This is a genomic window from Klebsiella pneumoniae complex sp. WS1778 (assembly GCF_049472055.1).
Taxonomy (GTDB): domain Bacteria; phylum Pseudomonadota; class Gammaproteobacteria; order Enterobacterales; family Enterobacteriaceae; genus Klebsiella; species Klebsiella quasipneumoniae.
Map to the genome: position 1 here is coordinate 105148 of NZ_JBKGTJ010000002.1, position 23224 is coordinate 128371.

Consider the following 23224-nt stretch of genomic DNA (forward strand, 5'->3'; position numbering starts at 1 on the left):
CGAATGCGGCCTTTTTTATCTTCGCGTCAGGTGGGTTACCAGACCGGCATCTCATCCTGCAGGAACGGGTTGTTGCGGCGTTCCTCACCCAGCGTCGACAGCGGACCATGGCCGGGAATAAAGGTCGCGTCATCGCCCAACGGCAACAGCTTATCCTTAATGGCAGCGATCAGCTGCCCATGGTCGCCGCGTGGAAAATCACTGCGCCCAACTCCGCCTTTGAAAATCACATCCCCGGAAATAAGCAGTCGGGAAGCGTCATCAAAGAAGACCACATGACCCGGCGTATGGCCTGGGCAGTGCAGCACCCGCAGCGCCACATTCCCTACATTAACCACATCGCCTTCATTGAGCCAGCGATCCGGACGCAGCGGCTGGCAATCCTCCAGGCCGAACATCCGGCTTTGCGCCGGTAAGCCTTCCAGCCAGAACTCATCTTCTTTTTCCGGACCAATAACCGGCACGCCATAATGCTCCGCCAGTTCCGCAGCGGCGCCGACGTGATCGAGGTGGCCATGCGTCAGCAGAATCTGCATCAGCGTGACGCCAGCCTCCGTCACCACCGCTTTGATACGTTCAGCATCGCCGCCAGGATCGACCAGCGCCGCCAGCCGGGTTTGTTCGCACCAGATAAGAGAACAGTTCTGCGCGAACGCGGTAACCGGAATAATACGATAGTTCATGACGCTCCTTTCGTTACCAGTGCCTTACGGGACCGGTATCAATATGCACAAAGTTACTACGTGGGTAATATCCTACACCACCTGCGCGCATAGATAACGCCGCTTTGCGAATATTGCTTAACGAAATACCTTCAATATGGAAATCCATTGCCTGCCCCTTGGTGTGATAGCTGTGTTTTGCTACACCACGGCTTCGTGCGCGAAGCTCATCATTGGTATCGAGGGAACGATAGCCAGAGATAAGCTGGACAGGTTTGTTGGTGCCAAGTAGTCCCTGCAACCGATAAAGATGATCGAACAGATTTGGATCGATGGACTTAATTTTATTCGCGCGGTAATCACGGAAAAAATGGTTAAGTCTTGCTAATTCATCCTGAATATAGCCTCTGCCATCGAAAAACTCCGCCTTGAGTGATTCACCAGTATGCAGGTTATTCAGCGTCAAAATACGCGGACGGGGGGTCGAGAGGGTGGCAAATGCCGGCGCAGGGAGAATGGCGGCAGCACCCAGCGCAGCACCACCCAACGCCAGCAATCTGCGGCGATTAGCGTCAAATTTGTCCATGATAATCAGGTCTACAGTCAATGAATCGTTATATACTTTTTCCGCCTTGCGCGATGCAGAACCTCAGCACGCCATCGCTCGCCACAGCCTTGATGCAGCCCGGCAAAAGAGAGCGTTCGTGCTGACCGCGCTACGCATTGAGCGGAATGATATGTATATGCACTTCTGGCGCACGAAAGGCACCTTACCGGGCATTATTGCCAACGTCAAGGCAGCCTCACCCCAGGAAAATCGGGCGCTGCAGAGGAGCAGCGCCCTTTTTTACCCAGTGCTAGGACAACAAAATCCATTGAACTACTTCATTTACCTGATTAATTGTTCAGCTTTCGTCAGAATTTGTGCGCTGGATCGCGCAGTGATATCGTAATTGTAAATATCTGTTCGATATTGTGTACGTCCATCAGCGTCCACAAACGCCGTTAAGTAATATAAATTCACCGGTATATTTTGCCGAATATTGACATAGCGCGTGTCCCCTTGCTTCAGGGCATCAGAAATACGCGAGTCATTCCAGCCCGCATCCTGCAGCAGCATATTGGCCAGCTCCGAAGCCTTATTCACCCTCACACAGCCCGAACTGAGCGCACGAACATCCTTCTGGAACAGATTATGGTTCGGCGTATCGTGCAGGTAGATGGCATCGGAGCTCGGCATATTGAACTTGTAGCGTCCGAGCGAGTTACGCGCCCCGGGCGCCTGCTGGAAGCGGAACGGTAAGTTGTTCTCGGTGATGGTCGACCAGTCAACCCGATAAGGATCGATGGTCTCTTTACTGTTCCAGCCGCGCATCACGGTGTAGCCATGCTGCTCCAGATAGCCTGGATTGTTACGCACCTTCGGCAGGATATCTTTGCGCGCCAGGGTTGGCGGCACGTTCCACGGCGGATTGACCACCACGTTATTCAGCGCGCTGCTCATCATTGGCGTTTTGCGGTCCGGACGCCCCACAATCACCCGCGAGGCCAGCACCTGGCTGCCGTCCTGGTAATAGACCAGCGAGAACGCCGGAATATTGACCATAATGCCGGTGGATAGTTTGCCCGGCAGTAAGCGTAAACGCTGAATGTTCAGGGCCAGCACCCCTGCGCGCTGCGCGGAAGAGACGTTGAGCCAGTCGCGAGTCGACTGGCCTATGACGCCATCCGCCCCCAGCCCCTGCATCGCCTGGAAGCGCTTAACCCCCTCCACCAGCTGGCGATCGTACACGCCGCGCGCCGCGGGTTTGCTCTTTTTCTTCGCCGACGGGCTCACCACATCGCCAGGCAGAACGATATTGGCGGTATTGTCCAGCATCCCGGTACGCTGGAGGATCTCGCGCAGGGCACCGATATCATTGCTCCATTCGCCGGGGCGCAGCGAGCCGCTGCCGGTCATCTGCGGCCACGGGCGAGAATCAGCCACCAGCGCCAGCAGCGACTGATGCATGGCTTCATACTGCGGATGATGCGGCGCCAGGCCGGCGATAAACGCCGGCAGGGAGCCATTGTCCAGCGCCAGCTGCCACTGGTTAATCACCGACAGCGGCGGGGTCGCCATCTTGTACGGCGTTGAACTGTACAACCAGCGGGTCCCCTGGGTGGGGATGCCGCTGATAAAGTGCAGATAGCCCATCATGGCGTCCGACAGCACCACATCGCGCGCCATGCCGCTGACGGCGGGATCGGTCAGCAGACTGACCCAGGTGGTAAACTGCGGCTGAAAACCGGCGATGGCGATCTCCGCCAGCTGCTGCTGGAACGCCTGCACCGCCTCGCGGTTTTCCCACATCGGTTTCATATCCCTGGCGGCGTACAGCGACACCAGCGGATTCATAAAGACGGGTTTATACCCTGCCGGCAACAGCGCCTCGATCTGGGCGCGACTGTTTGCCGCCGTCGCCATCGACAGCGGCTGCTCACCGGCCAGCTTCGCGACCGCCGGCGATTGCCCATCGCTTTGCGCCAGCGCGACAGAGACCTCAGCGGGCGTCGCGGAACTGTCGCCGGGTACGACTTCAGGCTCTTCGGCCTGGACATTGAACAGCGGAGCAAATGCCAGTGCCAGGCTCAGGCTGAGCGCTGACAATGGACGACCATACCGTTTCTTTAGCAACATCCCTTGCCCCCTGTTGTCACACATTGCAGCCCACAAAATTGGGGCTCTTTTTCAGTATATAAAGACGAAAAGGCTTTTGCCTTACCTAATGTAAAGAAGTTTAAAGATTATACCACCCTGACATGCCGGGCTGGATAGAAAAAAAGGGCAACTTAACGTTGCCCTCTTCACCGCTTAACCGCCAGAATGTAGCCGCAGCCTCAGGAGGCGTCGGCCGTTCCCGGCAGCGCTTCCGGCAGCGGCGCGGCAAACCCGCGCAGCCCCACCACGTGGACGTGTTCGTGATTATTGAACACTTTACGCACCAGTTTATAGGTGGTGCCTTTCTCCGGACTGATGTTCTCCGGCGCCGCGATAATCAGCTGCATCTCCAGACGTTCGCACAGCTCGAACAGCGTGGCGATGGAGCGGGCATCGAGACGCGCCGCTTCATCGAGGAACAGCAGACGGCAAGGCGAGATATCCTTGCCGCGCAGCCGGCGGGATTCATCTTCCCAGCTCTGGACGACCATCACCAGAATCGACATCCCGGTACCGATCGCTTCCCCGGTGGACAGCGCGCCGGACTCCGCGCGCAGCCAGCCGTCGGAGCCGCGGTTAACTTCCACTTCCATCTCCAGATAGTTGCGGTAGTCGAGCAGCTCTTCACCGATGGTTTGCGGCGTGCGCTGCCCCATGTCGATCTGCGGATTCAGGCGCTGATAGAGCTTAGCCAGCGCTTCCGAGAAGGTCAGGCGGTTGCTGTTGAAGAGATCCTGATGCTGTTCATGCTGCTCGGAGAGCACATCGAGCAGCATCGAATGGGTCTCACGCACATTGACGTTCAGACGCACGCTGTTGACCTGGCCGAAGGAGACGCTCTGCAATCCCTGATTGAGCATCCGGATACGATTCTGCTCACGCTGAATGGTTTTGCGAATAATGTTGGCCACGCTGCGGGAGCTGATGGCCAGCTTCTGTTCGCGGTTTGTTAGCTCTTCGGTCAGGCGGCTGAGCTCAATCTCCATCTGCTCGATCGCTTCCACCGGATCATCGGTGCGGATAATATCCTGGCGGATACGCTCGCGCAGATGCTGGTAGACGGCAACGAAGAACTGAATTTTGCGCTCCGGACGCTTCGGATCTTCCGAGATACGCAGCACGTCGCGCAGATGTTCGTTATCAGCGACCGCCAGACGCAGCGCACCGAGCGCCTTATCCGACATGGAGCGCAGCTCGTCGGCGGAAAGATAGGCCAGCTCGCGACGGTGCAGACGACGCTCGACGCCGTTGTCTTTCACCAGGCGCATCACCGCGCACCAGCCCGCCTTGGCGGTCACCACCTGCTCGCGCATTTCGCAATAATCGCGCTCTAACTTGCGCAGTTTGCGGGTCAGGTTGTCCATTTCCGCTTCGCAGAAGGTCAACGCTTTCTCCAACTGATTGCGACGGGAGCGGTTATTGCTCAGCTGCATGTGCAGCTCATCGCGACGCGCACGGGCCCGCTCTTCCGCGCCGGCATCGGCGCGTACGCCAATGTCCTGCAGCTCTTTATACAGATCGTTAAGCAGCTCTTTCTTGGTGTCATACGAGCTCTTCAGCGAGGCCAGCACCTGATTGTACTGGCTAAGCTGCGCCGCATGGGCACGCATCGCGTCGCGCGCGCGGCTGCGTTCGGTTTCCGCCTGCTCCAGACGCTGGCGCAGCTTCTCGTTGAGATCGCTGTTGCCGCTGAGCATTTCCGCCGAATCGGAGTAGCTGAAGTGGGCCCGGCGCTGGACGACTTCCGCCAGGGCAAAAGCCTGCTGGCGCGCATCGCGCTGGGTCTGCTGCGCATAGGCGTAATCTTCTTTCAGCTGCTCAAACTGCTCCGGATCGCTCTGCAGCACCGAAACAATAGGCTCCAGCTTCGCCAACTGATTGCCGTGCTGCTGAATAAAGCGCGCGGCCTCCTGCGCTTCATCCAGACGTTCCTGGATCTCGTCCACGCGGTCGGCCAGCGTATCATCCGCCAGCAGATTCAGGCGCGGCAGCAGGCGGTTAAGCGCCGACACGCCCTCTTTCGCCTGCTCATACTGCACGCGGTTCTGTTGGTTATCGCTTTCATGGGCGCTCAGCGCGCGCTCCAGCTCGCCGCGGCGGCTGTTGAGTTTGCGGATCTCTTCTTCCGGATCGTCCTCGAAGGCCACCGCCAGATGGCTGCCGATGAAGCGGCTAAAAGCCTGATGCAAACGCTGTGTTTTCTGCACGTCAAACGACAGGGTCGCAAAACGCTCGGACAGCGATTCACGCTCGGCATGCAGGGTTTCAATGCGGTTTTCACGCGCGGCGCGGCCAAACAGCGGCAGCGACGGAAAGCGCGAATAACGCCACTGGCGGTCGGCAATCTTCACCACCACCGCTTTTTCCAGCTCGTCCACGCTGAATACGCTATCGTCAAAGGACTGCGGATCGCCTTCGATCAGATAGAGATCTTCCGGACAATCCTCCAGCCCTTCAAGCTGCTCGGCAACCTGCGACAGATCCGGCACCACGATGGCATGGCGCGACGGACCGTACAGCGCGGAGAAGTACGGCGCATCGTCAAGGCTGACATCATCGTAGATCTCGGACAGCAGAACGCCGCCGAACCGTTCCGCCAGCGCGTTGAGGCGCGGATCTTCCGAACCGCCCGGCTGGCTGAGACGCTCGATTTCTTCGTCGATGGCGCGCTTGCGGGCGCCGACCTCGTCACGTTCAACGATAGCTTCGCGCTCGCGCTCCAGCAGCTGCTGCAGGTATTCGGTAACCTCCTGGCCGGACTCAAACTGCTCGCCGCTCTGCTCGCACAGCTGGTTAAGGCTATTCTGCGCCGCCAGCCAGACCGGCGCCCGGCGCATCAGCGTCTGAGTGCGCGACTGCAGCTGCTCCAGCTCCTGGCGCAGGGTCATGCGCTGTTCCTGAGCGTTAGAAACGCTGTCGGCCAGCGAAGCGATGCGCGCTTCCAGCTCCTGATGCAGCGTTTCCAGATCGTCGATATCGTAGCGTTTGCCCTGGCGTTTGCAGAACTCAGCCAGCTGGCGCTCGGCGTCCTGCTGCTCGCGCAGGCGCTGCTCCAGCTCGTTGAGGCGGCTGCGCAGCCCCTGCGCCTGCTCGGCCTGGTGGCGCTGGTTCACGCCGTCGCGCAGCAATTCGCGCGCCACGTCCCAGGCTTCATTGCGCGCCAGCGGGCCGTTAATCGCCGCCACCAGCTGGTAGGCCTGTTCAAACTGGCTGTGCGCGGTTTGCGCCACGCTCATTTTCTGTTCCAGCGACAGCATTTTCTCCGTCGCTTCCTGCTCTTTCGCCTGGAAGGTTTCCAGCCACTCGTCGGCGCTCTCCGGCGTCAGGTCCGGCAGATGGCACAGCGCCTTCGCGCGCTCCAGCGCCTGCAGCGCCTGGTGATACTGAATGGCTCGGGTCTGCTGCACGTCAAGCGCCTGCTGATAGTCGGCGAGCTGGTTTTTCAGCTCATCCACTTCCAGCTCGGCGGCCTCGGCGCGGGCTTCGTTCTCTTCCTGGCGATCGATGGCTTCCGCCACCACTTCGTTCTGCTCTTCCAGACGGATCTGCAGCTCGTCAAGATCCGCTTCGTAGCGCTCGATTTTTTCCTGCTGACGCAGCGCGGTCTGCACCAGGTTCAGGTGATCGCTGGCGGCCTGGTAATCCGCTTCCAGATCGCCTTCTGCGCCGTTATGCTCCTGCAGCTCGCGCGCCATGTCGACGTGCTTATACTGCTCCGCCGCCAGTTGCGAACGCGAGGTAAAGAGATCGCGACGATACTCCAGCGCCTTATCAAGATGAATACGCCGCTCGTTGGCGTGACGCATATAGTCCGCCGCCACGTAGTTGGTGGCTTCGCTAATCAGATGTTTGAACAGATCGCGATCGGACTGGGTGACGCGGATCGCCTCGAGAGTCATGCGGTTTTCCCGCAGCGCCGCTTCCATATCCTGGAATGCCTTACGCACGCCGCTGTTTTCCGGCAACAGGTAGTCGCGCAGCGAGCGGGTAATGGTGCTGGAGATCCCGCCGTATAGCGAGGCCTCGATCAGGCGATAATATTTACTTCGATCGGAGGCGGAACGCAGACGGCGCGCCACCACGCCCAGATCGAACATCAGCGAATGATACTCGGTGATCGAGTTGAACTGCTTAAACTGGACCCCTTCCATCGCCTCGAGCTTTTCTTTCAGCTCATTGAGACTGACTACGCGCGCCTGGCGATCGTTCAGCGTTTCGGTTAACAGCTGGGTCGGCAGGATAGAGGTGGGCAGCCCCTGAATGGCGAAAGGCTTGATATCGACTTTGCGATCGCGCCCGGCAACCTGCTGCAGGCGCACGCCGACCACCACGCGCTGATGGCGGGAGTTGATAACGTCGAGCACTGAGTAACAGACGCCGGCGCGCAGCTTACCGTGCAGGCCTTTATCGCGTGAGCCGCTGGTGGCCCCCGCTTCGGTGGTGTTACGGAAGTGCAGCAGGGTTAAATCGGGGATCAGCGCCGTGACGAAGGCCGCCATGGTCGTCGACTTACCGGCGCCGTTCCCCCCGGAGAGGGTAGTGACCAGTTCATCAAGATCAAAGGTCCGGGCAAAGAAGCCGTTCCAGTTAACCAGCGTCAGCGAGCGAAACTTACCGCGTTCAATCATTACTCTTCCTCCCCGCTATCCGGCTGGTTCTCTTCATTCTCATCATTGAGCTGCAGGTGATTTTCCAGGGCCATCGCTTCCCCGTCGCGGATCAGGCGGCGCTGCGCCTCGCGCGGGTCGTCGCCGGCGCGTACATCGGCGCCAAAGCGGAATACCGATTCGGTAATGCGGAACTTACTGCTGTCGTGGCCCATAAACCACACCATCCCCAGACGGCGCAGGCGGTTTAGCGACGCGCGCATTTTTTCCTGCAGCTTCTGACGGTCCAGATCCGAACCGGTGGAACGGTTGTTGACCAGCTTCAGCAGCCTGGATTCATCCGCCAGGGTCAGCAGCTCGTCATACAGCTCCTGCTGGGTGAAAATTCCTTCGTTTGCCAGGCGCTCCGGGCTGAGATAGAGATAGCAAAGAATTTTGCCCACCATCATATCCAGTTCGGACAGCACCGAGCGTGAAATCAGGGTTGTGGAACGCGGGCGCAGGTAGAAAAACCCCTCCGGCGCGCGGATCAGCTCGACGTTATAGCGAGCGTAAAACTCTTCCAGATAATCCTGGAAGTCCATCAAAAATGCGTGATTATCCAGCTCGTCGAGGCCGATATGTCGGCCCGCGCGCAAGGCGCTGTCCAGCGCCGGAAATAACGGATTGGCCAACGCCTGCGCCAACTTAACCGGCATCACTTGTTCAATATTTGTCAATGACATGCGCCTGTACCTTGGCTCCGTAATCATTAATCGGCTGCCATTTGGCTGGCAGTCCGGTGAAATCTGCCTGGGCGACGCCCAGCTGTACCGCCTGATCCACGACGATCCGCGCCACGTCGAAGTGACGCCCGCGCGGATACTGCGCCAGGAACTCCCGCGCCACCAGGCCGAGATCCAGCGGTATTCCTTTCTCTTTATAGACCGCCAGCTGCGCTTCGATCAGCGCCGCCAGCTGCTCGCGAATTTCGTTAAACTCTTCAAATTCGAGGTCCGCCGGCAGCTCGCCGGTGACCTCTTCATCGCGCAGGGCCATCTCCTCGTCGCGCATATCCAGCAGACGGTCGGCGTTGGCGTAAGTCAGCGCCCACGGCTCATCAAAATAGGTCTGTACCGACTGGCGCAGACGCTGGGCGAAGACGCGGTTCTTATCCATATCGATAGCGGTACGGATAAACTTGTGCACGTGGCGGTCATAGCCGATCCACAGGTCAATCGCCTGTTGGCCCCAGCTGACGATGCGGTCCAGCTTGCTTTGCAGGTCGAACACCAGCCGGTCGACAAAATGGAGATCGTCGCGCGCCATGGTCGAATCCTGAATGCGCAGCAGATTCGCCTGCAGCTTATCCCCCGCCGCATCCAGCGTATCCTGCAGTTCACGCAGGGTGCCGGAGGTTTCCGACAGCAACAGTTCACAGCTGGAAATCGCCGCGCGCCAGTCTTTGTTCAACAGCTGCGCGATATCGTCTTTCACCAGCTGCTGCTGCTCATCCATGATGCGCTGCGTCAGGTCGATGCTGTCGAAAATTTCCGCTACCGAATACTTCAGCGGGGCAAAAACGTTGCGATGCCAGTGAAACTCATCGCCGCCCTCTTCCGCAGCATCCGCCGCGCGCTTCAGCTCGCCGGCGACGATCGACAACTGCATCGAGAGACGCAGCGTCGAAAATTCGCGCTGCCGGATATAATAATCGGTGATCCCGATCCCCAACGGCGTCAGACGATAGATTGCATTGCCTTCGGTAATTTCGCTGGTAAAGCGGTTCAGCAGACGCTGGCGCACCAAATCGTTGATGGCGTTATTGGCGCGCTGGCTGATGGTTTCGCTGGTCTGCTCAAACGCATCACTCACGTGGCGGAACGCATCCACCAGTTCTCCCTCGCTCATTTCCCCTTCCAGCCGTTCGCCATTCAGGGTGGCGATCGCCAGCAGGAAAGAGAGTCTGTCGACCGGCAGCGAGATAGAAAAATCATTTTTCCTGGCCCAGGCAACCAGTTCGGGGACTGTCTGGGAAAATTCACTCATACTTTATCCTTGCATCTGCGGCTATGAGCCTGGCTCTTAAGCGCGGTGACATGAATATAACGGCCCAGGCTGAGGTACGGCTCCTGACGACAGTAGCGCGTCTCCAGCTCCAGCAGCGCCGCATAGCTGTCATGCTGTTGGCGTTTTTCACGCAGATAATCATGAAACACCCGCACGCCGGTTTTGCTGACAATCTGCCAGCCAATCTCTTCCAGCCAGTGATAAACCTGCTGCGGCTCACGCGGATAGTCCGGCGACAGCGTGCGTTTTTTCTTTTTTGGCATGCCCAGTTGTACGTAATCGAAATTACCGGCAACCATATTGTGCATCAGCAGGCCGTTAGCATTGTAGAACATCAACGACAAGCCGCCGCCAGGACGCAGCGTCGACCACAGGGTACGCAGCACCGCCTGGGGCTCCGCCACCCACTCCAGCACCGCATGAAACAGTACCAGATCGACCGGGCTTTCCAAGTGCTGCGCAATATCCTGAGCCGCGCATTGTACAAAATGCATGTTGTCGATCACACCTTTATCGACAGCAGCCTGGCGGGCGCGGGCCACCATTTCAGCGGAGAGATCGCACAGCGTCACGTGATGGCCCAGTTGCGCCACTTTAATGGCCGTTTGCCCTTCGCCGCCGCCGGCATCCAGTACCCTCAGCGGCCCCGGCCCCAGCTGCGCCAGCAGCGGCTCCAGATCCTGCCAGAGGATCGCCTGGCGCAGCTGGCCTTTTGTGGTGCCGTAAATATTGCGCGAAAACTTTTCAGCAATGTCATCGAAATTGCGATCCTGCACGGGCGACTCCACAAGCCAACACAAAACCGCTATTTTGTCATACCCACGCCGAGAATGAAGCGATCTGTTATAAGATCCGAACATAACTTTGGTTATATGGTTAAAAAAGGAACCATCTGGCATGCTTTTCACGCTAAAAAAGATCGTCGGCGGTCTGCTGCTACCGCTTCCTGCCCTGCTGTTGCTGATCGGTATCGGGATCGCCCTGTTATGGTTCAGCCGCTTTCAACGTACCGGGAAGTTTTGCGTGAGCCTCGGCTGGCTGCTGCTGACGCTGCTGAGCCTGCAGCCCGTGGCAGACAGCCTGCTTAAACCGATAGAAGATCGCTATCCCACCTGGCGCGGCGAGCAGCCGGTGAGCTACGTGGTGGTGCTGGGCGGCGGCTATACCTGGAACCCGGAGTGGGCGCCTAGCTCTAACCTTATCAGCAACAGCCTGCCGCGCCTGACGGAGGGCATTCGCCTGTGGCAGGAGAATCCGGGATCGAAAATGATCTTTACCGGCGCGGCGGCAAAAACCAACCCCGTCAGCACGGCGGAGGCCGGGGCGAGAGTGGCGGAGAGCCTCGGCGTACCGCGCAGCGATATCATCGTGCTCGATAAGCCGAAAGATACGGAAGAGGAAGCGCTGGCGGTGAAGGGCGCCATCGGCGACGCCCCCTTCCTGCTGGTCACCTCGGCGTCGCATCTTCCGCGGGCGATGATCTTCTTTCGCCATGCCGGTCTGGATCCGCTGCCCGCGCCGGCTAATCAGATGGCGGTCACGTCACCGCTCAATCCGTGGGAGCGGGTCATTCCTTCACCGGTGTGGCTGATGCACAGCGACCGGGTCGGCTATGAAACGCTTGGTCGCGTCTGGCAATGGCTGAAAGGCAGCTCAGGCGAGCCAGGGCAGGAGTGATTTTGCAGCGAGGTCGAAACGGGCGCGGTCAAAGCGCCCGGTATTGACCAGACTATCCACCTCATCCCACAGCAGATAAAGCCAGCGCCGCCAGACAAAGGCCTCGGAGACCGGCGCCTGCTGCAGGTAACGCCATAGCAGCTGCTCGGCCTGGCCCCCCTCCGCGAGACGGAACAGTTCGTACTCCCGCGGCGCCCACAGCATCATCCCCGGACCAACCATCGCCAGCAGCTGATCGCTGCGCGGATCTTTCAGCATGCTGCGCAGGGTGAAATTGCCGTGCACCAGTACGGCATTATCATTGAAATCGCGGAACAGCTCCGGCAGACACTCGCGCGAGCGGAACAAAACCCGCTTATCCTGCATGGTCAGACCGGTGTCCTGATACAGGTTCAGGGTGCTCCACAACATCGCCACCCGCTGCCGGTACCAGTTCGGCCACAGATTGTCCTGGGTATTATCGACCATCCCCACGCAGCCGCCGCTGTCCTGACGATGCCAGGCCAGCAGCGCCTCGACGATCTGCTCCTGCAGCTGTTCCCAGCGCGCCGGGGTGCGGGTGGGCGCCTCCACCGGGACGCCGCGCAGACGCTCAAGCAGCAGCACGTCCGGCCCGGGATGCTCTTCATGCGTCATCACGCCATAGACCACCGGCATGCGCACCGTACCGCTGCGCGCCAGAGTGGAGATCTTCCAGGCCAGCTGCCGCGCCACGCCGGGGGTGGTGAAACTTCGCGCCAGCAGCGGCATCGGATTTCCCTGCGCGTCATACAGGGACCACAGCGCCGTAGCGGCTTTTTCACTGACACACTCCACCCGGCTCAGCTTTTCGCCAAGCAGGTGACTCAGTTCGGTTCGCAACTGTTCCATTGTCGATTACCCCTATGAACACTACTGATTTCATAATGAGCGCCCGCACCTGGGTTGTCATCGGATAAGATCAAAAATGGGCAAAAAAAGCATAAAACCGGTGGGAATATCCCCTCCTGCAAGGAGGGGACAGAGGACTAACGCAGTTCAGCGCGGACGCGCGCCAGATCTTCAGGGGTATCGACGCCGGTGCCGGGCACTTCGGCCGCCACGGCGACATGGATCTTCTCGCCATACCACAGCACCCGCAGCTGCTCGAGCATTTCTATCTGCTCCAGCGGGCTTGGCGCCCAGCTGACATAGCGGCGAATAAAGCCGGCGCGATAGCCATAGATGCCGATGTGGCGCAGCAGAGAATCACCAATGGCGTCGCGGGAGTGGGCAAAGCGATCGCGATCCCAGGGAATGGTGGCGCGGGAGAAATAGAGCGCATAGCCCTGCGCATCCATCACCACTTTGACCGCATTTGGATTAAACGCCTCTTCCGCATCGTGGATCGGTACCGCCAGCGTCGCCATTCCGCTGGTGCTGGCAGCCAGATTCTCCGCCACCTGGCGGACGATAGCCGGGGGGATCATCGGCTCATCGCCCTGGATATTGACGATGATGGTGTCATCGCTGAACGCGCACTTCTCCACCACCTCCGCCAGCCGTTCGGTGCCGGATTGATGATCGGCGCGGGTCATGCAGACCTCGCCGCCGGCGGCTTCAACCGCCCGGGCGACCTCTTCGTGATCGGTGGCGACAATAATGCGATCCGCGCCGGATTCGCGGGCGCGCTCCAGCACATGGACAATCATCGGCTTGCCGTTAATGTCCTGCAGTGGTTTTCCCGGCAGGCGCGTGGAGGCGAAACGCGCAGGAATAATGACCACGAAACTCATGAGTGACTCTCTTCTACCGCCAGCGGACGCGCTTCTGTCTCCAGCAGCACAGGGATACCGTCGCGCAGCGGAAACGCCAGACTATCAAGTTTGCAAATAAGTTCTTGCTTATCCTGACTGTAATACAGCTTACCGTTACAGACCGGGCAGGCGATGATTTCAAGTAAACGGTGATCCATGTTTCCTCCTGATGGACCGGATAGATTTCTCAGCAGCATAACACAGGAAGGTCGGCGCCGGGATCAATCGGCATCGATTTCCCATCCTCGCTCCTGGCCGACAAACAGCCCTTCCGGCAGGCGTCGACACAGGATCCGGTCTGCCGATTGCCAGCGTGCGAAGTCGTTGATCGCCCGGCGCAGCCCCTGCTCCAGACCACGGGTGATCTTCACCTCATCCTCCAGCCACAGGGCGAAGATCTCCAGCTCCCGGCTTTTGCGATGCATTTTACTGTCCATCCGCCCGACCAGTTTCCCCTGGTGCAGCAGAGGCAGTACGAAGTAGCCATACTGACGCTTCGGCGCCGGGGTATAGCACTCCAGGCGATAGCTGAAGTTGAACAGTTGCTCAGCGCGCTTCCGATCCCAGACCACCGGGTCGAAGGGCGAGAGCACGGCGCTATGGCTGGCGGTAAGTTTACCGCCGAGCGCTGACTCCAGCTGCGCCAGCGCGTCGCGATGCAGCCACATCTCGCCAAGCGCTTCCACGTCGACTGGCACAACCAGGCCCTCTTCCTGCCAGGCCGCCAGCAAACCCGGTAGCGCCGGCTGACGTAAACGATAGTAATCCGCCAGCCACTGGGGGCGAAAGATGCCGAGGCTGCGGGCGCTGTTGCGCAGCATGATGGCCTCCGCAGCGTCGCGGGGCAGCGCATCGCGCTCGTCGTCCCAGTGCGGCATCACCCGCCGGGTTAAATCATACACGCGGTGAAAGTTGCGCCGCTCCACCACCATCACTTCACCGGCGGTAAACAGCCCTTCCAGGTGGCGCTTATGCGGTTTCCACTCCCACCAGCCGCTGGCGCCTTTGCGTGTGTGGGCAAAATCCGCCGAGCGAACCGGTCCGTTTTGTCCGATATGCGCCACCAGCTCTGCAATACTTCCGGCATGCTCCTCCATCCACGCGCGATGATATTTCCAGCCCATCTTGTCGGGGTTCAACATTCGGTGGCGCACAAGGGCGAAATCGCTGCGCGGCAGAAAACAGGCTTCATGCGCCCAGTATTCCATCAGCTCGCCGCTGCGCAATGACTCATCCAGCCAGTGCTGCGGATAGCTGCCGAGGCGGCTGAACAACACCAGGTAGGGGCTGCGGGCCACCACGTTGATGGTATCGATTTGCAGCAGCGACATTTGCTGGATGGTGGAAAGGATGTCATTCGGGCGAGCGCGACGCCGGGGCTTTTTTAATAACCCCTGCGCCGCGAGATGGAGGTGGCGCGCCTCATTAATCGATAGTTGCAATACCGACATGCAGGTTCTCCGTCAGGAATTCCAGCACAGCGGCGAGCAAAGCCGGCGCGTCGGTTAACGTTGCGCCAACGCCGCTAAGTCCGCAAGCAACCGCTGTGCGCGTTCATCGGCCATTATGGCGTCGACCGGTAAATACCACCAGTTCGCAGCGGCGAAATCGCGACATTTCACGGCGTCTTTCTCGGTCATCAGCAGCGTCTGCCCGGCGGTTACCAGAGCGGTGACATCGGCCTGGCTCAGCGCCTGATGGTCCGCCAGCGCCACGGTTTTGACCGGCTGGACGCCACAGCTTTCGAGGGTGGCGAAAAAGCGCGGCGGATGGCCGATGCCGGCCATTGCCACTACGTTAGTGAAGGTAGAGACATCGCGACGTTCGCCGGTGAGCAGGTTGACCGCCATCCCGGGACGCAGCTGCATCGGGATCTCTCCCGGACGCGCCACGCCACCGTTGACGATAATCGCATCAACGCTTTGCAAGCGCGATGCCCGCTCACGCATCGGCCCGGCAGGCAGCCACCAGCCGTTGCCAAAGCGGCGCACGCCGTCGATGACGACAATTTCCCGGTCCCGCGCCAGCTTATAGTGCTGCAACCCATCGTCGGTGACGATAATCTGCAGCTCGTGCGCGCTGAGCAGCGCTTTCACCGCGTCGCTGCGGAGCGGAGAGACCGCCACCGGCGCGCCGGTGCGCTGATGGATGAGCACCGGTTCATCGCCTGCCTGCGCCGTACTGGTCCGGTCAGTTAATACCAGCGGGTAGCGTTCGGCTTTACCGCCGTAGCCGCGAGAGACCACCCCAACGCGAATGCCGCGCTGCTGCAGTTGCTCCACCAGCCAGATCACCACCGGCGTTTTACCGTTGCCGCCGGCGGTCAGGTTACCGACCACCACCACCGGCACCGGCGCGCGCCAGGCTTTTTTCCACCCCAGCTGATAGCTGAGGCGAATCAACGCGCTCACCAGGCCATACAGCCAGGAGAGCGGCAGCAGCAGGCGCCACAGCGGCGACTCACCGGACCAGATGCGCGCGATCATTCGCCGAATTGCATCTTATGCAGCTGGGCGTATACGCCTTTATGCTCCAGCAGGTCGTGGTGCGTTCCGCGCTCCACGATCCGCCCGTCTTCAACCACCACAATCTCATCAGCCTGCTCAATGGTTGACAGACGGTGGGCAATAACCAGCGAGGTGCGGTTTTTCTGCAGCTCATCCAGCGCCGCCTGAATCGCACGCTCGGACTCGGTATCCAGCGCCGAGGTGGCTTCATCGAGGATCAGGATCGGGCTGTTACGCAGTAGCGCACGGGCGATAGCAATACGCTGGCGCTGGCCGCCGGACAGCATCACGCCATTTTCGCCGATGATGGTATCCAGGCCATTGTCCATCTTGTTGATGAAGTCCATGGCGTAGGCCATTCGCGCAGCCTCTTCAATCTGCTCGCGGCTGTACTCTTCAGTACGGGCATAGGCGATGTTATTGGCGACGGTATCATTGAACAGGTGCACGTTCTGTGAAACCAGCGCTACCTGGTCGCGCAGCGAGCTCAGCTTGTACTCGCGCAAGTCATGGCCATCCAGCAGGATCTGCCCATCGTCGACATCGTAGAAGCGCGTGATCAGGCTGGCGATGGTCGATTTACCCGAACCGGAGCGTCCCACCAGCGCCACAGTTTTCCCTTCCGGGATATCGAGATTGATATTGCGCAGCGCGGCCACTTCGCGACCCGGATAGGTAAAGGTGACGTTCTCGAACTTGAGATTGCCTTTCGCCCGCTCAATGACGCGGGTACCTTCGTCTTTCTCCTGCTCGGAATCGAGGATCGCAAACAGCGTCTGGCATGCCGCCATCCCGCGCTGGAACTGGGCATTGACGTTGGTCAGAGACTTCAGCGGACGCATCAGCGCAATCATGGAGGAGAAGACCACGGTAATGGTCCCAGCGGTCAGGGTGTCCATCACGCTCGGGAAGCTGGCGGCATACAGGACAAAGGCCAGCGCCAGGGAGGCGATAAGCTGAATGATCGGGTCGGAGATAGACGAGGCGGAAACCATTTTCATCCCCTGCAGGCGCATTTTATTGCTGACCTTATCAAAACGTTTGGTTTCCACTTCCTGGCCGCCAAACATCAGCACCTCTTTGTGCCCTTTCAGCATCTGCTCAGCGCTGGTGGTGACCTGCCCCATCGTGTTCTGCATATTCTTACTGATATTGCGAAAACGCTTGGAGACCACGCGGATTGCTACCGACACGATCGGCGCCAGTACAATTAGGATCAACGACAGCTGCCAGCTGTAATAGAACATCATCACGAACAGGCCGATAATCGATGCCCCTTCGCGGACCACGGTGATCAGCGCGCTGGAAGAGGAGGAAGCGACCTGTTCAGAATCATAGGTGATACGTGACAGCAGCGTCCCGGTAGACTGCTTGTCAAAGAAAGCCACCGGCATGCCCATCATGTGGCCGAACAGGCGACGACGCATGGTCATCACCACTTTGCCGGAAACCCAGGAGATACAATAGCTCGAGATGTAGCTGGTGATCCCACGCAGCACCATCAGCCCGATAACCACCAGCGGCATCCATAGCAGCACTGAGCGATCCGTTTTACCAAAACCATCATCCAATAACGGTTTAAGAAGCGATAACATGAAGGTGTCACTGCCCGCGTTAAGCACTAACGCCACCGCCGCTACGATTAGCCCGGCTTTAAACGGTGCAATAATCGGCCAAAGTCGGCGGAAGGTCTGCCACGTGGAGAGATCTTTATCGTTCTGCATTCAATAAACCAGCTTGTGTTGAAATAGCCGCATATTCTACCCGTTATCGGCGGGCGCGCCAAACCACTGATGATACCAACGAGGTAAAACTTGATCCCGTAAGCTATGGATTTGCCACCCTTCTGCAGAAAAAACCACCGTTATCTGCCCCTGCTGCGGCGTGGCGAACCAGCGATACCCCCGCTGGCGATAGCGCTGAACGACCTTGTGCGAGGGCATCCGCCACGCATTGTAGCGCGAAGCGGAAACCAGCGCGGCCGCGCCATCCACCCGCCGGACCAGCAGTTCGCTGGAGGAGGTGTTGCTGCCGTGATGGGGAACCTGAATAAGTGTAGACGCCAGATGCTGCCAGTAGCGGCTGATCATCGCCTGCTCCGCCTGACGTTCTATATCGCCGGTCAGCAGGATGCTGGAGCGACCGTCATCGATTCGCACCACGCAGGAGTGATTGTTTCCCTTTGCCGCGCTGCCCGGCAGCGGCCACAGCGCCTGGAAAGTGAGTCCCTGCCACTGCCAGCGTTCGCCGCGATGGCACGGCAGATGACGCGCCCAGCCTAAAGGGCTGCGCACCCACGCCTGCGGCCATGCCTGCAGCACGGATTCGAGGCCGCCGCGATGGTCAAGATGCTCGTGGCTCAGCATAATCCCCTGCAGCTGCAGATGGTGCCAGCGCAGCCAAGGGATAATCACCTGTCGACCGCTGTCGCCCTGCGGCCATGCCGGCCCGGTATCGTACAATAACGCCTTGCCGTGACGTTCGATCACCATCGCCAGCCCCTGCCCGACATCCAGCATCGTCACCCGCCATTGGTCCGCGGGCGGTTGCCGGCTGAATGGCCGCGCCAGCAAAAACAGCACACTCAGACACAGCGCTGGAGTATACCGCCAGCTCTGAAAACGCCAGCCCATCACCAGCAGCCACGGCAGGCTACTGATCCAGAGCCAACGGGCATCCAGCGTCAGCCAGCCGTCCGGTAAACGTCGTAACCCCCAGAACAACACCGCCAGCACGCGATCGGCTGCCAGCCAGATCAGCGACGCCACCACCTCCGGTCCAGTGAGATGCAGGAGCATTCCGGCGAGAATGAGCGGCACCGCCAGCAGGGTCACTAACGGTACCGCCAGCAAATTAGCGGCCATCGACGTCAGGCTTATGCCATGGAAGAGCAGCAGCTGCAGCGGCATCAGCAGCAGCGTCACGCCAGCCTGCAAATGCACGAGGGCGAACAGCGCTTTCCACGGCCAGCGCCAGCGACTGTCAGGCAGCGGTAACCACTGGAACCAGAAGATCAGCCCCGCCACCGCAAAGGCGGATAGCCACAGGCTTTGCGACAACACCGCCAGCGGATCGGCAACCAGAATCGCCCCCAGACAGCAGAGCCACATCTGCCACGCCGTCCAGCGTTGACCCGACAAACGTAAAGCACAACAGACTGCAAGCCCTACGCAAGTGCGCAGGGCCGGTGGCTGCATACCGGTCAGCCAGGCATAGCCGACTGCGCCCGCCAGCCCAGCCAGCAGCGGTAGCCGCCAGCCGATCCAGCGCCCCGGGAAAAGGGACTGTAAACCGCGCAGCAGGAGCACGGTCAGGGAAGCCGCAAGAGCAATATGCAAACCGGAGATAGCCATCAGGTGGGAGGTGCCTGTGTTCTGCATCAGGACTTTGATCTCCGCCGGCAGCGCCAGCCGCTCCCCCATCCCCAGGCCCAGCATCACCGGATGCCAGGGATAAGTCTGCAATCGCCGGGTCAGCGACGCCAGGTAGCGGGCGCGCAGACTGCAGCGGGTATCCAACGCGGAAGCGGCGACGATCCCCCCGCTCAGCGGCCGATGCTGGGCCAGCGCATAGCGCTGGCTGTCGAAGCCTCCGTCATTGAGCTGCCCATGCACCGGCCGCAGGCGCAGCGTCATCATCCAGCGCTGCCCCGCACAGACGGGGGCTGGTGCAAGTTCCCCGTATAACGTCACGCCAACCGGGGGGAACAGGAAGCGGTCCGCCAGGCGCACAATCTGTCCGCGGTGCAGAGTCTGGCCATCCGTCTCGTGGAGGAACACTTCCGCCTGCCGGGCGGCGCCGGTGAGGTGCTGCGTTGGCCACAGCGCCTGATATGCGCTCAATACTCCCCAGACCATCAGCAGAAGCGTCATCGCCACAACGGCGATGACCGTCCCGCGCAGACGGGTCAGCAACAGCGCCAGTACGCCGGCGAACGCCAGAATGCCCGGGCCCGGCAACGCGGGTAGCCAGAGTAGCGGCAGTATCGCGATGATGGCGCATCCGGCAAGCCATGGTAGACGCATAAACACCTCCCTGTGAGCGGGCAGTGTTACGCAAAGCGAAGCTGACGTCCTCGGGCAGAATTCAGGCGCGCGTGCAGCGTTCCAGACAATCGTCACGCTTGCAGTCAGGCGCTTTTTTTTTGCGAAGCGGGACGTAAATGGCGGGCACAAAAAAAGCACCCGAAGGTGCTTTTATCGTCAGGCCGGTTGCACGTCGTGCAACTCACCCTTCATAAATATTGGCGCGGTCACGTAATTCTTTCCCGGGCTTAAAGTGCGGAACGTACTTACCTTCCAGTTCGACTTTATCACCAGTTTTCGGGTTACGTCCGGTGCGAGGTGCACGATAGTGCAGAGAGAAGCTGCCGAAACCGCGGATTTCAATGCGCTCACCTTGAGCAAGCGTTGAGGCCATATGTTCCAGCATTTCTTTAACAGCATCTTCCACCGCTTTCGCCGGAATGTGAGATTGCTGGCTGGCAAGTCTTTCAATCAATTCTGACTTGGTCATTATTCCTCCGGTTTCCTTCAAGGCAAAAATTAGCTAACAGCTTAAACAAGGGCGGCCGTAGCCGCCCTTTGTGCTTGATTACAGGACGAATCCTGCAATCTGTCAAGTAAACTCGTCACTATTCAGGTTGTTATTACCTGAATGACAAAGATTACTCGCCTTTCGCTGCTTTGAACGCTTCAGCCATGGCGTTGTTGGAGAAGTTCGCGTCTTCCTGCTTGTTCACGGTAGCGATAGCGTCTTTTTCTTCCGCTTCGTCTTTCGCACGTACAGACAGGCTCACTACGCGGTTCTTACGATCCACGCCAGTGAATTTCGCTTCAACTTCGTCGCCAACGCTCAGAACCAGAGTTGCGTCTTCAACGCGGTCACGGGATGCTTCAGAAGCACGCAGGTAACCTTCTACGCCGTCAGCCAGTTCTACGGTTGCGCCTTTAGCGTCAACTGCAGTGACTTTACCAACAACGATAGCGCCTTTCTTGTTCAGAGCAACGTAGTTGTTGAACGGATCTTCCGCCAGCTGTTTAACGCCCAGGGAGATACGCTCACGCTCTGCGTCAACCTGCAGAACAACTGCTGCGATTTCGTCGCCTTTTTTGTATTCACGAACTGCTTCTTCGCCTGCAACGTTCCAGGAGATGTCAGACAGGTGAACCAGGCCATCGATGCCGCCGTCCAAGCCGATGAAGATACCGAAGTCAGTGATAGACTTGATTTTACCTTCAACACGGTCGCCCTTGTTGTGGGTTTCCGCGAACTGCTGCCATGGGTTAGATTTGCACTGCTTCAGACCCAGGGAGATACGACGACGTTCTTCGTCGATATCCAGAACCATCACTTCCACTACGTCGCCAACGTTAACAACTTTGGACGGGTGGATGTTTTTGTTGGTCCAATCCATTTCGGAAACGTGAACCAGGCCTTCAACGCCTTCTTCGATTTCAACGAAGCAGCCGTAGTCGGTCAGGTTGGTCACGCGACCGGTCAGTTTGGTACCTTCCGGATAACGTTTAGCGATAGCTACCCACGGATCTTCGCCCAGCTGTTTCAGGCCCAGGGATACACGGGTACGCTCGCGGTCGAACTTCAGCACTTTAACAGTGATTTCGTCGCCAACGTTTACGATTTCGCTCGGATGCTTAACGCGTTTCCAGGCCATATCGGTGATGTGCAGCAGGCCGTCAACGCCGCCCAGATCAACGAATGCACCGTAGTCAGTGAGGTTCTTAACGATACCTTTGACTTCCATGCCTTCCTGCAGGTTTTCCAGCAGCTGATCGCGCTCTGCGCTGTTTTCGGATTCGATAACGGCACGACGAGAAACAACAACGTTGTTACGCTTCTGGTCCAGCTTGATGACTTTGAACTCAAGCTCTTTGCCTTCCAGGTGCAGCGTGTCGCGCACCGGACGAACGTCTACCAGGGAACCCGGCAGGAACGCACGAATACCGTTCAGCTCAACAGTGAAGCCACCTTTAACTTTGCCGTTGATAACACCGGTAACAGTTTCAGCGTCTTCGTAAGCTTTTTCCAGCGTGATCCAAGCTTCGTGACGTTTAGCTTTCTCACGGGACAGCAGAGTTTCACCGAAGCCGTCTTCTACTGCATCCAGAGCAACGTCAACTTCGTCACCAACCTGGATTTCCAGCTCGCCCTGGGCGTTTTTGAACTGCTCAGCCGGGATGGCGGACTCAGATTTCAGACCGGCGTCAACCAGTACTACGTCTTTGTCGATAGCAACAACAACACCACGAACGATGGAACCCGGGCGGGTTTCGATTTCTTTTAAGGATTCTTCAAACAGTTGAGCAAAAGATTCAGTCATGTTTAATCTTCAGGTTAATATTAACGTCCACCTGGCTCCGTGCCGGATGGGGTTGTTTCACATACCCGCTGACCATCCATTGCCGCGGGGTACTGCTATAATTCGGAGGCTTCGGCGCGTTACCGGTTAAGGCTTACGCAACGGCCAATTTTTCGCGCGCATATTGTAGCGCTTTTTCAATCACTTGCTCAATGTTTAGTTCGGTTGAATCGAGAACTAATGCATCGGCAGCCGGGACAAGCGGCGCCACGGCGCGATTTCTATCGCGATCATCACGCTCTTTTATCTCGGACAAAAGACGTTCAAAGTTAACATCAAAGCCCTTTTCCTGCAACTGCCGCATGCGGCGATGCGCTCGCTCATCGGCCGAGGCATCGAGGAAAATTTTCACCGGCGCGTCCGGGAAAACCACCGTGCCCATATCTCGCCCGTCGGCGATAAGCCCCGGCAGTTCACGAAAGGCGCGCTGGCGGCGCAGCAGCGCTTCGCGAACGCGAGGGAAAGCCGCCACCTTGGAGGCGGCGTTCGCGACCTCCTGGGTGCGAATTTCGCCGCTGACATCTTCCCCTTCCAGCACCACTTCCAGGTTGCCGTCAGTAGAAATAAAGCGCACGTCAAGATGGGCAGCCAGGGGCACCAGCGCCTCTTCGGACTCCACGTCAACATGATGATGCAGCGCCGCCAGCGCCAGAACGCGGTAGATCGCGCCTGAATCTAACAGATGCCAGCCCAGCGCTTCCGCCATTGCCTTGCACAACGTACCTTTACCCGCACCGCCAGGCCCATCAATGGTGATTACCGGAATATTCGCCGTCATCTTTTTCTCCTTCAGCAAGGCGCATGGAATATAAACGCCGCGCATTATACGCATCAATACGCCGGAAAGTGAGCATTGCTTGTAAATTA

At 58.8% G+C, this 23224-nt stretch carries 18 protein-coding genes; 1 reads left to right on the plus strand and 17 read right to left on the minus strand.

Annotation, left to right across the window (positions count from 1 at the left end):
* Positions 1 to 35: 35 nt before the first annotated feature.
* The 7 genes from ACLEXF_RS10520 to cmoM all read right to left on the minus strand — a co-directional run bounded on the left by ACLEXF_RS10520 (position 36) and on the right by cmoM (position 10795).
* Positions 36 to 683 (minus strand): MBL fold metallo-hydrolase, encoded by a 648-nt coding sequence (locus ACLEXF_RS10520; protein ID WP_407259867.1) that lies wholly within the window; start codon positions 681 to 683, stop codon positions 36 to 38.
* A gap of 13 nt (positions 684 to 696) precedes the next feature.
* Positions 697 to 1248 carry a YcbK family protein gene (locus tag ACLEXF_RS10525; RefSeq protein ID WP_004201403.1) on the minus strand — a complete coding sequence of 184 codons (552 nt, stop codon included), beginning with the start codon at positions 1246 to 1248 and terminating at the stop codon, positions 697 to 699.
* Positions 1249 to 1551: 303 nt separating this feature from the next.
* Complete coding sequence (ldtD, locus tag ACLEXF_RS10530; protein ID WP_004201402.1) at positions 1552 to 3342, minus strand: L,D-transpeptidase; 1791 nt, start codon at positions 3340 to 3342, stop codon at positions 1552 to 1554.
* A gap of 200 nt (positions 3343 to 3542) precedes the next feature.
* Positions 3543 to 7991, minus strand: coding sequence for a chromosome partition protein MukB (gene mukB / locus ACLEXF_RS10535; protein WP_004201401.1), 4449 nt, complete (start codon positions 7989 to 7991; stop codon positions 3543 to 3545).
* Positions 7991 to 8695, minus strand: coding sequence for a chromosome partition protein MukE (mukE, locus tag ACLEXF_RS10540; RefSeq protein WP_004150840.1), 705 nt, complete (start codon positions 8693 to 8695; stop codon positions 7991 to 7993). Before mukE ends, mukB begins: the two co-directional genes overlap by 1 nt.
* Positions 8676 to 9998, minus strand: coding sequence for a chromosome partition protein MukF (gene mukF, locus ACLEXF_RS10545; protein ID WP_002898189.1), 1323 nt, complete (start codon positions 9996 to 9998; stop codon positions 8676 to 8678). The genes mukE and mukF overlap by 20 nt, the downstream gene beginning before the upstream one ends.
* Positions 9995 to 10795 (minus strand): tRNA uridine 5-oxyacetic acid(34) methyltransferase CmoM, encoded by an 801-nt coding sequence (cmoM, locus tag ACLEXF_RS10550; protein ID WP_017899447.1) that lies wholly within the window; start codon positions 10793 to 10795, stop codon positions 9995 to 9997. The genes mukF and cmoM overlap by 4 nt, the downstream gene beginning before the upstream one ends.
* 121 nt (positions 10796 to 10916) lie before the next feature.
* Between cmoM and elyC the strand changes: the two genes are divergently transcribed.
* Positions 10917 to 11696 carry an envelope biogenesis factor ElyC gene (gene elyC / locus ACLEXF_RS10555; protein WP_004201396.1) on the plus strand — a complete coding sequence of 260 codons (780 nt, stop codon included), beginning with the start codon at positions 10917 to 10919 and terminating at the stop codon, positions 11694 to 11696.
* On the opposite strand, the gene ACLEXF_RS10560 is transcribed toward elyC, so the two are convergent.
* The 10 genes from ACLEXF_RS10560 to cmk form a co-directional block, all read right to left on the minus strand.
* On the minus strand, positions 11673 to 12566 hold the full coding sequence (locus ACLEXF_RS10560) for a YcbJ family phosphotransferase (protein WP_004201393.1): 894 nt from the start codon (positions 12564 to 12566) through the stop codon (positions 11673 to 11675). The two genes, elyC and ACLEXF_RS10560, sit on opposite strands and share 24 nt — an antisense overlap.
* Before the next feature lie 137 nt (positions 12567 to 12703).
* Positions 12704 to 13450 carry a 3-deoxy-manno-octulosonate cytidylyltransferase gene (kdsB, locus tag ACLEXF_RS10565; protein WP_004201392.1) on the minus strand — a complete coding sequence of 249 codons (747 nt, stop codon included), beginning with the start codon at positions 13448 to 13450 and terminating at the stop codon, positions 12704 to 12706.
* A complete protein-coding gene (gene ycaR, locus ACLEXF_RS10570; protein ID WP_004201390.1) occupies positions 13447 to 13629 on the minus strand; it encodes a protein YcaR in 183 nt (60 codons plus the stop codon). The genes kdsB and ycaR overlap by 4 nt, the downstream gene beginning before the upstream one ends.
* A gap of 63 nt (positions 13630 to 13692) precedes the next feature.
* A complete protein-coding gene (locus tag ACLEXF_RS10575; protein ID WP_336579187.1) occupies positions 13693 to 14922 on the minus strand; it encodes a winged helix-turn-helix domain-containing protein in 1230 nt (409 codons plus the stop codon).
* Positions 14923 to 14976: 54 nt separating this feature from the next.
* A complete protein-coding gene (gene lpxK / locus ACLEXF_RS10580; protein ID WP_117130241.1) occupies positions 14977 to 15957 on the minus strand; it encodes a tetraacyldisaccharide 4'-kinase in 981 nt (326 codons plus the stop codon).
* Positions 15954 to 17702, minus strand: a complete 1749-nt coding sequence (msbA, locus tag ACLEXF_RS10585; protein WP_004201387.1) for a lipid A ABC transporter ATP-binding protein/permease MsbA — start codon at positions 17700 to 17702, stop codon at positions 15954 to 15956. Before msbA ends, lpxK begins: the two co-directional genes overlap by 4 nt.
* Before the next feature lie 36 nt (positions 17703 to 17738).
* Complete coding sequence (locus tag ACLEXF_RS10590) at positions 17739 to 20003, minus strand: ComEC family protein (RefSeq protein ID WP_407259868.1); 2265 nt, start codon at positions 20001 to 20003, stop codon at positions 17739 to 17741.
* A gap of 202 nt (positions 20004 to 20205) precedes the next feature.
* Positions 20206 to 20493, minus strand: a complete 288-nt coding sequence (gene ihfB, locus ACLEXF_RS10595) for an integration host factor subunit beta (RefSeq protein ID WP_002898165.1) — start codon at positions 20491 to 20493, stop codon at positions 20206 to 20208.
* A gap of 151 nt (positions 20494 to 20644) precedes the next feature.
* Positions 20645 to 22318, minus strand: coding sequence for a 30S ribosomal protein S1 (gene rpsA / locus ACLEXF_RS10600; RefSeq protein ID WP_002898162.1), 1674 nt, complete (start codon positions 22316 to 22318; stop codon positions 20645 to 20647).
* 133 nt (positions 22319 to 22451) lie between these two features.
* Positions 22452 to 23135 (minus strand): (d)CMP kinase, encoded by a 684-nt coding sequence (cmk, locus tag ACLEXF_RS10605; RefSeq protein WP_004201385.1) that lies wholly within the window; start codon positions 23133 to 23135, stop codon positions 22452 to 22454.
* Between the last annotated feature and the right edge of the window lie 89 nt (positions 23136 to 23224).

Excerpts from the sequence above, each read along its gene's own strand:
- ACLEXF_RS10520 (WP_407259867.1), bottom strand. The coding sequence starts at position 683 with ATGAACTATCGTATTATTCCGGTTACCGCGTTCGCGCAGAACTGTTCT.
- ACLEXF_RS10525 (WP_004201403.1), bottom strand. The coding sequence starts at position 1,248 with ATGGACAAATTTGACGCTAATCGCCGCAGATTGCTGGCGTTGGGTGGT.
- ldtD (WP_004201402.1), bottom strand. The coding sequence starts at position 3,342 with ATGTTGCTAAAGAAACGGTATGGTCGTCCATTGTCAGCGCTCAGCCTG.
- mukB (WP_004201401.1), bottom strand. The coding sequence starts at position 7,991 with ATGATTGAACGCGGTAAGTTTCGCTCGCTGACGCTGGTTAACTGGAAC.
- mukE (WP_004150840.1), bottom strand. The coding sequence starts at position 8,695 with ATGTCATTGACAAATATTGAACAAGTGATGCCGGTTAAGTTGGCGCAG.
- mukF (WP_002898189.1), bottom strand. The coding sequence starts at position 9,998 with ATGAGTGAATTTTCCCAGACAGTCCCCGAACTGGTTGCCTGGGCCAGG.
- elyC (WP_004201396.1), top strand. The coding sequence starts at position 10,917 with ATGCTTTTCACGCTAAAAAAGATCGTCGGCGGTCTGCTGCTACCGCTT.
- ACLEXF_RS10560 (WP_004201393.1), bottom strand. The coding sequence starts at position 12,566 with ATGGAACAGTTGCGAACCGAACTGAGTCACCTGCTTGGCGAAAAGCTG.
- kdsB (WP_004201392.1), bottom strand. The coding sequence starts at position 13,450 with ATGAGTTTCGTGGTCATTATTCCTGCGCGTTTCGCCTCCACGCGCCTG.
- ycaR (WP_004201390.1), bottom strand. The coding sequence starts at position 13,629 with ATGGATCACCGTTTACTTGAAATCATCGCCTGCCCGGTCTGTAACGGT.
- ACLEXF_RS10575 (WP_336579187.1), bottom strand. The coding sequence starts at position 14,922 with ATGTCGGTATTGCAACTATCGATTAATGAGGCGCGCCACCTCCATCTC.
- lpxK (WP_117130241.1), bottom strand. The coding sequence starts at position 15,957 with ATGATCGCGCGCATCTGGTCCGGTGAGTCGCCGCTGTGGCGCCTGCTG.
- msbA (WP_004201387.1), bottom strand. The coding sequence starts at position 17,702 with ATGCAGAACGATAAAGATCTCTCCACGTGGCAGACCTTCCGCCGACTT.
- ACLEXF_RS10590 (WP_407259868.1), bottom strand. The coding sequence starts at position 20,003 with ATGCGTCTACCATGGCTTGCCGGATGCGCCATCATCGCGATACTGCCG.
- ihfB (WP_002898165.1), bottom strand. The coding sequence starts at position 20,493 with ATGACCAAGTCAGAATTGATTGAAAGACTTGCCAGCCAGCAATCTCAC.
- rpsA (WP_002898162.1), bottom strand. The coding sequence starts at position 22,318 with ATGACTGAATCTTTTGCTCAACTGTTTGAAGAATCCTTAAAAGAAATC.
- cmk (WP_004201385.1), bottom strand. The coding sequence starts at position 23,135 with ATGACGGCGAATATTCCGGTAATCACCATTGATGGGCCTGGCGGTGCG.